Origin of the sequence: Metabacillus kandeliae (genome assembly GCF_021166585.1) — a bacterium.
GTDB lineage: Bacteria > Bacillota > Bacilli > Bacillales > Bacillaceae > Metabacillus_B > Metabacillus_B kandeliae.
The window spans coordinates 51,391-65,526 of the sequence record NZ_JAJOZE010000006.1 but is presented as its reverse complement, the minus strand read 5'-3'; the positions used below and the strand labels follow the sequence as shown (position 1 = coordinate 65,526).

The following is a 14,136-nucleotide window of genomic DNA, read 5'->3' as shown; positions in this document are numbered from 1 at the left end:
CAGTTTTTTTGCTTTTCACACACCCCCTACACCCCCTTAGAACTGAATAATATCGCCAGCTAGAGTAGGGAACTGGAAATCTTCCAATTTTATCAGCTTTATTCCGTCATAGTAGACAGTTCCTTTGACTTTCTTCTTTACAATCGGGATATTTTCACTGTCTAAAATCACTTTGAAATAGCGCCAAAATACTTGGCGAGATTTTGTTCCTTTGTCGTCAATTCCTTGAATATTTAACCATTGACTATACGTATGGTGAAAGTCGGATTGCTTAGTGCGGAAACCGTCCTCTTTGACTACATGAGAATGAAAAAATTCTCTCACTGGATTTTGCTCATTGTAGTAAGCACGTTCGGTTTCTTCAATTGCTTTACAGGCACTGAACTGATAGTTATTACTTCTCAACCGCTTCAATCCTAATATCGCCCAATTAAGAATTCCAGGCAGTTCCTTAAGCAGTTCATCTTTCAACTCTACGTTTCGTTCTTCTTTTTTAAAGGTTCTTGGAAAAGGAACGATAATAAGTTTTCGGAAATACCCTTCTGTTACATCTGTTGAGTCGGGAAGATTATTGACTAAAAACACCAATCTGCAGTATGGGCGATAACTAATAGCTGGTCGATACTTAATGTTAATAGTGATGTTATCTCCACTAACCATTGCCTTAAAATTTTCAGTTTTGAGTGCTTTACCACCCATTTCATTCTCAGCTGCAATATTAAGCGACTTCCCAATAAGGGTTTCCATGCCAAATGTTTGGCTGAATTCCGAGAGAGCGACACTACTAACATTATCTGCACCTACAAGAGCAGTAATTATGGAAGCCATGACACTTTTGCCATTAGCTCCGCCACCATAATAATAAACTGCCTTTTCAGCTTTGGTTTCAACCGTCAGCCAATACCCAACTAACTCTTGATGAACATTGATTAGTTGGCAATCATCAATGGTAATATCTTTCATAAAGGTCATGAAATGAGGAGCAGTGGCATTAGGGTCAAACTCAATCGGAATTTGTACAGTTGATAAAAATTCAGGTGAGTGAGGTTGAAGTGTAAAGGTTGTCAAGCTGAGCATCCCATTCCTCACATTAATGTAGTTACGATTTGTATTCATTTCGTCAACAGTATTTGCTTCACGTTGAAGCACTTTTACTACTTCGGCTTCATAGGGGCTTTTCCAACTGTTCCATCTGCCCTCGTGCATGATTGTTCGTAGGACCTTTCCAAGACTAACTTCAGAGAGTTCTTCATACACACCTTTTCTGTTGTAAAGGAACAATCGACCATCCTTTGTAGAGCGAACATGGCATCTTTTTATAAAGTGCTTTGCAAAAGCGTTAGCATTGAACTTGTAGCTGTTTTTCTTTTCATCATATAAATAGCCACGTTCCTCTGCTTTTCCAACCATAAGGATAAGTTTTAACTCTTCCAGTAGGTCTAACGGAACGAGGGATTCAGACACTAATTCCGCTTTATTGTACATTTCAATCGCAATTTGTCTTGATGAATCATGTACATGATTCATCAAAGCAGAGAAGAAGGCAGCACCTTCTTCATAAGAAACCATTTTAACTGCTGTAACAAGTAGAGAAAGATTCTCTTTATTATCTATTGACAGTATTTTTGTTTTTGTTGTTGTAGTCGATTCTAGCAACTTTACTTTGCTAATTGGATAGTTTGAAATATAATCATTCAGGTTGTTTACTGTTGGCATGTCATTTCTCCTTACTTGGGTAGGGAATAGGCTTATGGAGCCTATTCCACTCTTAAAAATGCTTATTAATATTATGAATTTACGCTTTTAACTAGTAATCTTTCATATATATCACCTGAAGCTGGTTCAAAATGGCTTATTTCACATGTTCCAACCAATCCAACTAATTGATTAATCGTAATGTTCTGCCCTTGAAAAAGGGTTTTAAAGCTAGAAAGAAAGACCATAAATGGCGACTCAGCTTTTGTTGATACGATATATGGGATAGTAATTTGCTGAGGTAATTCCATACCCATCTTTTGAACAGAGAACGTAATATACAACTGGTCATATGGTCCGAATTTCCCTGCTACATTTTCTTTACTAGCTATGTTGTCAATACGGAAGTCATAGTTACCTTGCTCAACTTTTGCCTTCCTTGGCAATTTCACATTGTCCCCGAAAAAAGAAATGGTACGGTTTAATGCGGAATCATTTCTCTGCTTGTTTGGTTCATACACATTACTATCTTCATTAAAGGAATCATGTTGCATATCTGGGGCAATAAGGTCGCTATTCGCCGATTGTCTCGGTGCAACTGGACTATTCCATCCCTCTTCTGCATTATTCTTGTCCAACACATTGTTCCATCCTTTCTCTTCTGAAACTTCCTTTTCACCATTCAATACTGGACGCCTTACTTTTTTTAGTGCCACTACTCCAATACCTCCAATTCTTCACAGTTGTTTTTTTCCTTTTCATAGAAGTCTACTAAAGCCTCAATAGACTCAGAAAATCTGAAAGTATTTATCACAGTATTGAGATACCATGCAACTACAATGGAATCAGCTTTCACTTCATAAGCAACAGGTTTTACGTGAAACTTATTGAGATTGTCAATAATAAGACTAATAACTTTACTTCTTTCTCCATCTTGCATATCTGACAAAAGTTTTTCTCTGTAGCGGTTAACTTCCGCAAAGACCATTACATTTTTTACTGTATTGACATCATCTAGGACAGCGAAATCATTTTCGCCATTTTCATCGAATATCTCATCTCCAAAATCATACCTCTCCATTAATCTTTGTTCCTTCCCAGAAATGTTTTCCAACCCAATATGCTCCTGACCATTATTAATGAAGGTCAATTTTCCTTTGTAATATGTTTGAGTTTGTTCTTTCAACAGCATCAATTTCCCCTCCTAAAATATAGTTAGCTTTCAAAACTCTATTCTGATTTCCTAGGTTTGAAGAGCTAACTGCTTTCTACAATTCATATAATGCCATATGCTTTTATAACCAATGGGTATCTCATAAATAGAAATTTGAGACACCCTTTCTCAAAAAAAAACAATAGTGCATTTCACACTATTGTCCCTTTAAAAATCCATTTGCTCTTAGTATTTCTTTCAGTGCCATCATCTCTTTCGAAGAGGGTGATTTTTTTGGCTCTTTGCTTTTGGATTCTTTATATTCTTTTTTTGCTTGCTCTAAAATTTCGTATGGTGAAGCATATTCTTCAGCGCCTACATAGTTTCTTTCGTTACTTAGTTCGAACAAGCTATGCTCCTTATACCCTTTCTTCCTAAAAACTTTTAACTCACTGATAATTTCTTTTTCTTTTAGTCCAGCTTGATTAGCCAATTCTTCAATGGTTTTCTGTACCATGGTATCTTTCCGCTTTTTAGTATCTAATAAATCTTTTATAACTAAACGGTCTAACTTAATCTTCTCCTTAGATGGACTTATTTCTTCTAATAATTCATCAGAGTTCAAGTTTACAATTTCTTCGGCCGACTTATTAACAACCTCTTCTGCTCTAATTTCGGAGAAAAGTTCACGGATATGTTCAAACTTCCTTTTTAGTAAAACCATTTCTTCAATATAATACATATGTAATATTTCTTCATCTGTGGGACTTAATGTCTCTTCAAGGTTTGGTATGCTCAAATTTTGCAAATACTTATTCAGTTGTTGCCTTTCATTGAATGTTACCAGTTCTAGTTTTGCTAAAATTGACTGTAAAGTAAATTGCTCTTCAATCTCATTAATTAACAACGTTTTAATATAAGATGTTAGCTCGTTTAAAAGTTTTAAATCTCTATCCTTTGGATGCTTTTGCATCAATCTACTGTAAGTAACATGGCCTCTAATTATTGATTTAATGGCTTCTGTAGAATCTATGTTAAAAGAAAATCCAGTTTTATTCTTAAATATTTCTTCATCTATAGCTACTGAATTTAAGACCTTTTTAAAATATTTACAATTATTAGGGTTGGCATCTTTTACTACGTCGGCAGGAATTGTATCTATGTCTTCACCTTTTAGTACTAGTAATTCTTTAGTAATTTGATACATAGTGATTTTTTTATCCATTTTTTCAACTCCTTAGAAGGTTATACCCCTTCTGTTATCAAAAAAAATCGGAATCTCGTTTCCGATTTTTCATCCCTTTATTTTACACCAATATCACTTAAGACAATATCCCCTTCTAAGTAATCCACGTACCACCAGTCTTCAAATCCCATTTTTCGTTGATAAATGTTTTCGCTTTCGAGACAAATCTTTATTTCGATTTCTTCACCCTTATCTTCCGCTGTGAAATAAACAAAAGACCAATCTTCCATATCAAAGGTCACGTGCTGATAGGAGCGTTCTTCTAATTCATTAACATACGCTGTATATATCATTTCTCATTATCCTTTTCTCTGAATAAGAACTCTTCATAAATCCTCTCTCCGTCTTTTAGACAAACTAAAAAGAGCGGACTATTGGTTTCTGCTTCTGTAGCAACACCAACAATCCACTCTGATTCTTCATTGTATATATACGTTTGAAATGAAACAGGATTCGGTAAAATCCGCTTCACAACTATTGAAATAAGTTCCTCGTCCAGTTCCTCGTGATAAAGAAGCACCGTTTCCTCTCCTACTTCATCCGGTTCAACTGCTACACCAAACTTCTCTTTCATAAAAACTTTCAACTGCTCAATACTAAACATGACTTGTACCTTTCATACATAATATTTTTATCCTGCCTTCTCGCTATCCTCATACCCTACTAATTTCCACTGGTTTTTCAGTGCAGGATAGAGAGGATGAAAACCTTTTCGGCCAAATTTTGCTTCTAATTGAAGAATGTTTGCTTTCTTATCTAGCAATAGAGCTAAAATCATATTCAACCGTTCAACAGCTTTCTTGTTTGTTTCTACTCCTTTACCAACTGCTATTATGACATCATCCACTCTAGCGATAGCTTCTTGAATACACTTCAAATTTTCAAGACTGGACTCTTTTGTTTCGTCACCATCCAGGGATGGAAATAAATTGACTATTTCTGCCACACCGTATTCCAATTTTGAAAGGTTATTAATGACGTACATTGTTGTTTGGTCTTGCACAATTTCATCCGCCTGGCCTGCGCTTTTCATGATAACAAGTGCCTTTTTCTTGTTCTTGTCCCACTCTTTCCTAATAAGATATTTGTTTCTCATTTCGTCATCATAAGTGACTTCTGTTTTTAGCGTGTTTTTTATTGTTTTCACTGCCCTTACTCCTTTCAAATTACGCCTTTCTCTTTTAAAGAATTATAGGTACCATCTCCAATAATTATATGGTCCAATAGCTCAATCCCCATCAACTTTCCAGCTTCAGCAAGACGTTTGGTTACTTCCACGTCTTCCCGAGATTCTTTAGTATCACCAGATGGGTGATTATGAGCCACCATGATACTCGCTGCTGATGATAAGATAGCTGATTTCATGACTTCACGAGGACTGACAATACTGGCATTTAAGCTACCTATATGGCATACGTTTATGGATACTGGTTGGTTCTTGGTGTCTAAGGTTACAACAATAAAGTGCTCCCGGTCCCTATCTTCCAAAAAGGTTTTTAGTAATTCATACGCATCCTGAGGTGAACGGATACTTCTTTTTTTATAGAGAATACTAGACTCTCTAACCAGTTTCACTGAAACAATGTTGACCCTCTTTGCAGATAAATTTTTCATTTACCATCTCTCCTTTAATTAAAATAAAAAGAGGGTGCAATTATGCTTCATTAAGCATAATTGCACCCTCTTTAAAGTCTCAACTATAATATATATTTGTAATTTCGAGTAAATACAGTTTTCTAGTACTAAGAGCATCATTTCATTGAGGTAACAATGAAAGTTGTTCTTCAAATTCTACTTCATATAATTCCTGCAATAACTCATCAATAACAGCTTGATTCTCTTCATTGCGTATTACCTCAACTTGTTCATCCGTGAAAGGAGGTAAACTAAACTCTTTAAGGTAATTTTTTGCAAAAGACATATAACCATTTGCATACGGCTTACTTGTACTAACTACGTAGTACCAGAAAACTTTGGAGTAAAGAATTTTCTTTAGTAAAGCAAGTTCTTCAGTGCTATCTGAAAACAATGCATACCCACAGTAAAATAAAATATCTTCTTCTAAACTTAAAATTGCAACAGGCTTGTCTGTCATATAAGGTAGTAGCAACTTCTTACCAGTATTATTAAGGCCTTGTGTTCTACCAAGAGCATACCATGCAGGATATTTATCTATCGCTTTTCCTTTATCTCTTTCAAGCAATTTATCCTTGTAATGAAGAAAGTACTGATAGGTACCTGTGTATTCTTTCATCAATACTTCTTCCTCAATTACTTTGAACTTCCCATCTAAACCTAGCTTATACGGAAAAATCAAATATTCCATTTTGGAAACCAAGTCATCTTGTGATTTTAGGATATTGGGTTTAACAATTCTCCTACAAAGTTCTTTCTCAACCTTAAATTTCTCTCCATCTTTACTGTAAAAGTACATATATTTATCATCAAACTCATTAGCTGTAACTATATAGATATCATTAGCTAATGTAGCAACTCCATTTTTTAGCCCATAGTCGCCCAGCTTTTTAGAAAATCTTCTCATTTTATTAATTTTGTTAAGTGTCGTTAAATCCCCCAGGCTCCATCCTTTGCTATTGTCCAATGTTGAAAGAGGAATAGCATTCAAACCATTCACATCATAATCGGATAAATCATCTAGTGATGAATATAAAATGTTATCCTCCAGGGTGCTTTTATTAATTATATTAATACATGTATAACTAGTCACACCTTTAAACATCTGAGCATCTTTAAAATTAATGGTTTCAATTTTATACTTTTTGTCCGATAGGTAACCTCTAAGGTTTCTACCATTTACACTTGTCAGGAACGTGCTAACAGAAATATAACCTAGAATCCCTTTCTCATTTAAAATTTCTAATCCTAATTGGAAAAAGGCAATATAAAGGTCCGGATTTCCTACTTTTGAGACTTCCCATCTATCTAAAGAATTTTTAATCTCGGGACTTATATTCTTTGCTCGTATATAGGGGGGATTTCCAACTACTAAATCAAACCCTTGCCTTTGGTCATTGAAAATTTCCTTAAAGGTTTCTTCATAATCCAAACTTAAGGAATCACCAACAATAAGATTAAAGTTAACTTTTTTATCTAAAACTTCTCCATCTTCTAAAGCTGTTAAATGTAATAACAATTTAGATTTTTCGATATTATGAGAGTAAATATCTACCCCATATATCATTTTTTCAATGATATATTGATAAGGGATATTGTATTTGTTATTTAGAAATTGAGCTACTGTTATAAGAAATGAGGATGAACCACAAGCAGGGTCACATATTCTTAATCCGTTAATTTGATTTTTGTTTACATTCATTATTTTATTTACTATAAATGACTTAATTTCTTCAGGAGTAAAGACCATACCATTAGCTTTTCTTTCTTCCTTAGGAATTAATAACTCAAAGGTATTTACAAGCATATCTAAATTAAAATTTACAACCTTATTTTTCTCAAAATACAAATCTACCCTTTTTTTGAATTCATTGTATTCTTCTTCTGTAACGAGAAAACAGTAAGACTTTAAAGTCTCACTGCTTTCTAAGTTCTCAATCAAATTAAAATCTATATAGTATCTTAAAATAAGCTTTTCAATAATTGGCACTTCTTGACTAAAACCATTAATATGCTTAACAAATTTTCTAATGTCCACTTCTATATCAATCCTTAGTCTTTAATTGTCATATAAGCATTATAGCTCTCCTCTATAGTAAGTTTTTCGAATTCATTCAATTCATATAACTCATATATAAAGGAATTTAGATTTTGAATATTCTTTCGCAGTAAAGTCCTAATTGTTCTTTTCTTTCCATCAGTACTTGCTTCTTGTAAATCTATCTGTAATTTATTAATATCAATTGCGAATTTCTCTAGCTTTTCTCTTGTTTCATTTTCACTTTTTATTTTATCATAAGGAATTGGAACAGGAAGAACAAATTGCTTGTTCATCTTTCTATATCCATTAGCCTGTGGGTTTGAGTAATAAATGGCAATAACGCTAAATAATTTTGAGTTTAGCAACGAAGTAAGAGCTAAATGAAACTCTCTATCCTCTTCAGTGAATTTTAATCCCCACATATTAGCATTATCAGGATAAACTGGCACATCAGTATATGCAGCAATAATTTCTTTTGCTGTCATTGGGAATAATATTTTCCTTCCTGAAAAAAGGTGCAAGTTCGTAGTTCTTGAAAAATGATGCCAGTTATCACCTTCATAAACCTCTTTATTCTTTTCCCTAATATAAGATTCCTGGGTTGATAAATACTCGGCACACATTGGGTATTTCTCTTTTAAATCTTGAAAACCTATGGGTGTTGTTTCTTCCAATGTATAAGGTACAATTGCATAATAGGTAGGAGTTATAGATTTAAACTTATAGAAGTTTTTATTGGCAATTATCGGGCGACAAGCTTCTAGCTCTACTTTAACTTCCTTAATAGCTCCTTTATCTTTTCTGCGATTTACACCTGATACAGTACCCTCTTTTTCATCTATTTTTGCTTCATTAATATAATAGACGTCATTCCTTAAAACCTGGATACCACCATGGATGTCACATATTCCATGCTTCTTTAGTTCTCCTAAGGTGGTAAATTTGCTGGATAATGACGTTATTAAATTTTGCAAATCATCGTTATCAGTAAAATTCCAAGTATTTTGACTTAAAACACTGATATCCTTTTTCAGAAATTCACTATCTCCAATGTGCTTTAACCTATGCTTTAACAATAAGGCATCTTCAACGATTCTTAAATAGCTAAAATCTTCCTTCTCTGCTATTAGCTTATTAATAATCATCATCGCTATATAAGTAGTTCTATCTTTAAAGATATCAATTGCTTCGAACTCGACTATACTTTCAATAGCTGTGTTTTTTGACAAATATTTTCTAGTTTTTTCACCATAATGAGTTTTAAAGAATCTTCTTTGACAAAGGAATCCTAACTTTCCTTTTTCATTTAGAAGGTCTAAGCATTTCTCTATAAAATAGATAGACATATCAGCTTTCTCATCGTCTAAGTTATAGGTGATTTTAAAGTACTCTCTACAGTATGGTAAACCATCTATATACCTTTTAGTTTCCACATACGGAGGGTTACCAACTACGAAATCAAACCCCTTTAATTCACCTCTTGCTTCCCCAAACACATCTACAATTTCATCTTTAATATCAAAAGGAACTATCTTTCCTAAAACTTCTATATTCTCTTCAATTTCCTCAAACTTTTCTAAAATGTCAAAGCCAACCAAGGTGTTGCCATGATAAATATTTTGACCAATATTTTTTAGAAGCAATTCCTTATTAAGTCCAAACTCGTTATTGTAATTAGGCAATGAAAAATTTTCAATTAACTTAAGTGCTAAAGACATTTTTGCAACTTGTACAGCGGGGTAATCCATATCAATTGCATAGATGCAGTTATTAATTAATGACCTTCGCAATTCAACTGTTGGGAAGACATTGCCTTCCAATGTTATGAATAGCTTCTCTTGCTTGGAATTTATTGACCCTTGGTTGTAAAGCTCGATTGCTTTCTTTTCTAAAGTTTCTAAAATTCCGAGTAAAAAAGTTCCACTTCCACATGCTGGTTCTAAAATCTTTAATTTAAATAACTCGTCTAAGTTTTTGATTTCCTTTAGTCCGTTAAAGGTTTTGTTAAGTAGGTAGTCAACCATATATTTAGGACTACTAATAGCACCTTGTTGCTTCACATAAAACTCTTTATCTTGTTCAATAACCTCATCGCCTTGTAACGCGATTTCTACACTTAAGAATCGTTCATACATTTCTGCAATTAGTTCCACCGGAATTACATCAAACTTATAAGGTGATGGTTCATACATGTTTTGAATAAAATTATCAAATGTATCATTATTAAAATTCAACATCTTTAACTCATCTATGTCGCTAAATATCGGACCATCATAACCTGTTTCATAATCCTTTATTGCTTTTTCAATAAAACTATCCCAGAAATCACCTTCTAAAAAACTCAGTAGTAAGCCTTCTTCTTCAAGAGACCTTCCTTCACAAATTCTAATAAAAAGGATTTTATTTGTGATACTTTGTACAATTGAGTTTAATCTATCTGTACTATCCTTAATAATTTCAGGATTTGCTTTATATAAGTCTCTAGCTAGAGTAAGCCTAAAATCGGATAACAATTGAGCAAAGGAAAGGTCTAAATCTTTCTTGTCAGCTTTTCTTATTGAAAATTTCTCAGCTAGAACAAGGGATTGTGTACCATTTAGTACATTGTCTCTTGCTAACAAATCAAAAATAACATCAAAATTATCAAGATATTCATCAAACTTAAAATAAAGCCTTTCATTTTCTACATAGTCATCTTGTTTTGGTTCTTGGGAGCAGCCATAAAAAACTAATTCTTCAATATTAGTTACAATTGAACATTCCATCCCCGCAGACCAGCCGTAAGACCTTGCCTGGAATGCAATATCCTGACTGTCCTTTAAGTTATCTTGAAGGTCCTTAGCATCTAAAAAGTTCACTCTAACTCTTCCGTTTTTTAATGTATAGTCTGGTTTAGAATGTGTTGACCCGATTTTCCTTAATTTTTCTCTTTCTTCTTTAGACACCATTTTTTCTTGTTGTACTTGATTAATATCTTGGCAGTTCCAATCAAAAATCGATAAAAATCTATCTATCCATGTCCTCATAGTTTGTTCAGAGGCGGTTTTTAACGCATCTTTATGGTTTTCATATTCTTCAATAAATACCCTTAGTAAATCTTTTGCTTCTGTATTCATAAAAAATCCCCCTATGATACAATCTCTTATAAGATAATTGTACCATAGAGGAAATATATAGAAGTTAAACTTTTAACAAATCTTAGTGCAAAAAACCTCATTTACTTATGGTACGGTTCCCCCCGATTAATCCGAAAACTCCGATAAACCTGCTCAACCAGTATCAGCCTCATCAACTGATGCGGAAACGTCATCCTACTAAACGAAAGCGTATCATTCGCCCGCTTCATAACCGCCTCACTCAACCCAAGCGATCCTCCAATAACAAACGCCACCTTGCTCTTCCCATAAGTCGCCAATCTATCCAAATCCGCTGCAAGCTGCTCCGATGATTTCATTTTCCCTTCAATCGCCAGGGCAATCACATGCATATCATCAGAAATCTTCGCCAAGATCCGTTCGCCTTCTTTATCCTTCACGATCAGCATGTCCTGCTCGCTTAAATTCTCCGGTGCTTTTTCGTCTGCCAGTTCGATTATTTCCACTTTGGCATATGGGGTCAGCCGCTTCAAGTATTCATCTATTCCTTGCTTTAAATATTTCTCTTTTAGTTTGCCTACTGTGCAAATGGTGATATTCACAGGTACTCCCCACCTTTAAAACAAATTATTAGCATTTATTATCCACAGCTGTGGATAGTTTTCTGTATGTTGGGGGCGAATATTAGTTCCCAACTATATATACAGCAGGGTTTTCGCAGTATTCACAGGTTGTGGGTAACTCTGCATTTTGGTCAATTTTTATTATTTCCGGAGCCAGTTCGTTTTCATCTACATAGATGTCAATTGCCAGTTCCACGTGTTCATCACAGCATTTCATGGTGTTGTCCTCCTTTATCCACATGGGGATATCTTTATCTTTTCTACTTCTATCGTATCCACATTTAAGAAAAGCGCAAGCGCGTTATTAGATATTCTTATTTCCTTTCTGAAGTTGGGAAAGAATCTTTATTTCTTCACTCCTGTTGATTGGAGCAGCAGGCGGGAGACTCCTGCGGGAGTGCAAGTGACGGGAGACCCCGCAGGAGCAAAGCGACGAGGAGGCTCCCGCACTGCCCGCGGAAAGCGGACGACTGCAGCGGAAATCAACAGCCTTTTTATAAAGAGCGATACTCACAAGAAAAAGAGAGCTATTCCTAGCTCCCTTGTGTTCTCTGCTCCACCAGCTTCACAGACGCCGATTGCTTTTTCCCATTCCGGTAATAATCAATCTTCGCCGTATCACCTGGCCGCTTCGTATAAAGAACTTTTCTCAAACCGAAAATGTCTTCTATCTTCTTACCGTCCATGCCCACGATCACATCAAATTGCTGAAAGCCTGCTCTTGCCGCTGGGGAAGAAGGGCTGACATCATATACCACAACACCATTCTTAATGCTGTCAGGCAGTTTAAGGGTTTCCTGCTGGTGATAAGCAGATACGTCGCTGAGCGATCTCATGCTTAATCCCAGGAATGGCCGGCGCACTTCGCCGAAGCGCTCCAAGTCGCTGACAACGGGCTTAACAAGGTTGGCCGGAATGGAAAGACCAATGCCTTCTACCTCTGATTGGGCAATTTTCATGGAGTTGATGCCGATGACATTTCCGTCAATGTCCATTAGGGCACCGCCGGAGTTGCCGGGGTTGATAGCAGCATCCGTCTGCAGCACTTCTGCGTTCCAGTCTGGCTGACCGTCTCCGTCTGAGTCAACTGGGATGGCGCGCTCTGTACCAGAGATGATGCCTTGTGTGACAGATCCGGCAAATTGTTCGCCGAGCGGATTGCCGATAGCAATGACCGGTTCGCCTGGTTTGACTTCATCAGAATTGCCGAATGTGGCTGCTTCCTTGATCTTGTCGCCTTTTACCTTTAACACAGCAAGGTCTGTCAGGTTATCGCTGCCGAGAATTTCAGCCTGCAGCCTGGTGCCGTCGTGGAGGCTGATTTCGACTTGGTTGGCGCCTTGAATGACGTGGTGATTGGTGACGATAAAGGCATTGCCGCCGTCTTTTTTATAAATGACGCCGGAACCGGAACCCGCTTCCTGGCCATTTCCTTTGCCGCTGTCCCAAAATCCGCCGGAGTCCTGGATATTGATGACCCCCACAACAGAAGAGGATACTTTATTAACGATGTTTGTGACATTCGTGTTCACGTTGACGTTGACATTTTTTTCAGGGCCTGCAGGCTTTGTTTCGCCTAAGTAGGGCTGAACGTCAGTTTGTCCCGGTATAAGGCCGAGGCCGCTGAGAAAGGGTAGGGCAATAATGACAATAAGAGCACCTAGCAAAGCACCTGTTAATCCTGCCAGAAACCAGCCGCCGCGATTGCCTCTTGGCCGGCGGCTCTGGTCATAATCCTGATCATAGTATCCCATCTGCTACCTGTCCTTTCGCTATAGCTTCGCATTTTAGAATATGGTTTATTTTATCCATAATTATACGGAAGCAAACGCTAAAAGACGAATTGCACGCTTACACTGTGAAGAGAGGGGTTGGTGTTTTCGGATCGGTATCATACAGGTCAAACTGCTCGCCCGTGACAAAGCCTTTGCCTTCAAGCGTCTGCTGCACGGCCATTCTGGCAAGGTCTTTCATATTGTTATCAAGACTTAAATGGGCGAGGTAAATGCGCTTTGTGTCATCGCCGATCACATCTGTCATCGCAAGGGCTGCATCTTCATTTGACACGTGGCCGACATCGCTCAGTATTCTTCGTTTAATGTTCCATGGATACCGCCCCATGCGGAGCATGTCGACATCATGGTTGCTTTCAAACACAAAGGCATTGGAATTGCGGATGATTCCTTTCATCCGGTCGCTTACATAGCCGGTGTCTGTGATCAGGGTCAGCTTTTTGCCCTCATGGTGAAACACGTAGAACATCGGCTCTGCGGCATCATGGGAAACGCCGAATGATTCGACATCAAGCGAACCGAATGTTTTTACCTGTTCCATCGGAAAGACAAATTTCTGCTCTGTCGGCACTTCGCCGATCAGGTTCTCCATGGCTTTCCACGTTTTTTCGTTTGCATATACCGGCAGCTGGTGCTTCCTGGCCATGACGCCGAGCCCTTTAATATGGTCGCTGTGCTCGTGTGTTACAAGGATCCCGCTCAGCTGCTTCGGTGTCCGGCTGATTTCCTTCAGCAGCCCTTCCAGCTGCTTGCCGCTCAAGCCGGCATCCACTAACAGTGATTCATTTTCCGTCTCGACAAAAATGGCATTTCCCGTACTTCCGCTGGCAAGTACGCTAAATTGCATGCTCATTG

14 protein-coding genes are annotated in these 14,136 nt (G+C 36.9%); all 14 read right to left on the bottom strand.

The features are described 5' to 3' along the window. Positions 1-36 precede the first annotated feature (36 nt). Complete coding sequence (locus LRR81_RS13880) at positions 37-1,716, bottom strand: DNA primase family protein (protein ID WP_231789977.1); 1,680 nt, start codon at positions 1,714-1,716, stop codon at positions 37-39. 71 nt (positions 1,717-1,787) lie between these two features. Next, positions 1,788-2,411, bottom strand: a complete 624-nt coding sequence (locus LRR81_RS13875; RefSeq protein WP_231789976.1) for a hypothetical protein — start codon at positions 2,409-2,411, stop codon at positions 1,788-1,790. Further along, the gene (locus tag LRR81_RS13870; RefSeq protein ID WP_231789975.1) at positions 2,411-2,887 is read right to left on the bottom strand and encodes a hypothetical protein; all 477 of its coding nucleotides are present in this window, start codon (positions 2,885-2,887) and stop codon (positions 2,411-2,413) included. The genes LRR81_RS13875 and LRR81_RS13870 overlap by 1 nt, the downstream gene beginning before the upstream one ends. A gap of 178 nt (positions 2,888-3,065) precedes the next feature. Further along, positions 3,066-4,073, bottom strand: coding sequence for a hypothetical protein (locus tag LRR81_RS13865; protein WP_231789974.1), 1,008 nt, complete (start codon positions 4,071-4,073; stop codon positions 3,066-3,068). A gap of 77 nt (positions 4,074-4,150) precedes the next feature. Continuing rightward, positions 4,151-4,387 (bottom strand): hypothetical protein, encoded by a 237-nt coding sequence (locus tag LRR81_RS13860; RefSeq protein ID WP_231789973.1) that lies wholly within the window; start codon positions 4,385-4,387, stop codon positions 4,151-4,153. Then, positions 4,384-4,668, bottom strand: a complete 285-nt coding sequence (locus LRR81_RS13855; protein WP_231789972.1) for a hypothetical protein — start codon at positions 4,666-4,668, stop codon at positions 4,384-4,386. Before LRR81_RS13855 ends, LRR81_RS13860 begins: the two co-directional genes overlap by 4 nt. A gap of 57 nt (positions 4,669-4,725) precedes the next feature. After that, the gene (locus LRR81_RS13850; protein WP_231789971.1) at positions 4,726-5,241 is read right to left on the bottom strand and encodes a DUF1643 domain-containing protein; all 516 of its coding nucleotides are present in this window, start codon (positions 5,239-5,241) and stop codon (positions 4,726-4,728) included. Between the two features lie 14 nt (positions 5,242-5,255). After that, the gene (locus LRR81_RS13845; RefSeq protein WP_231789970.1) at positions 5,256-5,708 is read right to left on the bottom strand and encodes a JAB domain-containing protein; all 453 of its coding nucleotides are present in this window, start codon (positions 5,706-5,708) and stop codon (positions 5,256-5,258) included. A 142-nt stretch (positions 5,709-5,850) separates the two neighbouring features. Beyond that, the gene (locus LRR81_RS13840) at positions 5,851-7,767 is read right to left on the bottom strand and encodes an Eco57I restriction-modification methylase domain-containing protein (RefSeq protein ID WP_231789969.1); all 1,917 of its coding nucleotides are present in this window, start codon (positions 7,765-7,767) and stop codon (positions 5,851-5,853) included. Positions 7,768-7,781: 14 nt separating this feature from the next. Further along, positions 7,782-10,886 (bottom strand): Eco57I restriction-modification methylase domain-containing protein, encoded by a 3,105-nt coding sequence (locus LRR81_RS13835; RefSeq protein ID WP_231789968.1) that lies wholly within the window; start codon positions 10,884-10,886, stop codon positions 7,782-7,784. 101 nt (positions 10,887-10,987) lie between these two features. After that, positions 10,988-11,467, bottom strand: a complete 480-nt coding sequence (rlmH, locus tag LRR81_RS13830) for a 23S rRNA (pseudouridine(1915)-N(3))-methyltransferase RlmH (RefSeq protein WP_231789967.1) — start codon at positions 11,465-11,467, stop codon at positions 10,988-10,990. 82 nt (positions 11,468-11,549) lie between these two features. After that, positions 11,550-11,705: a CxxH/CxxC protein gene (locus tag LRR81_RS13825; protein ID WP_231789966.1), complete on the bottom strand. Its 156-nt coding sequence runs from the start codon at positions 11,703-11,705 to the stop codon at positions 11,550-11,552. A 316-nt stretch (positions 11,706-12,021) separates the two neighbouring features. Continuing rightward, on the bottom strand, positions 12,022-13,242 hold the full coding sequence (locus tag LRR81_RS13820; protein WP_231789965.1) for a S1C family serine protease: 1,221 nt from the start codon (positions 13,240-13,242) through the stop codon (positions 12,022-12,024). A gap of 97 nt (positions 13,243-13,339) precedes the next feature. Further along, positions 13,340-14,134 carry an MBL fold metallo-hydrolase gene (locus LRR81_RS13815; protein ID WP_231789964.1) on the bottom strand — a complete coding sequence of 265 codons (795 nt, stop codon included), beginning with the start codon at positions 14,132-14,134 and terminating at the stop codon, positions 13,340-13,342. Positions 14,135-14,136 lie beyond the last annotated feature (2 nt).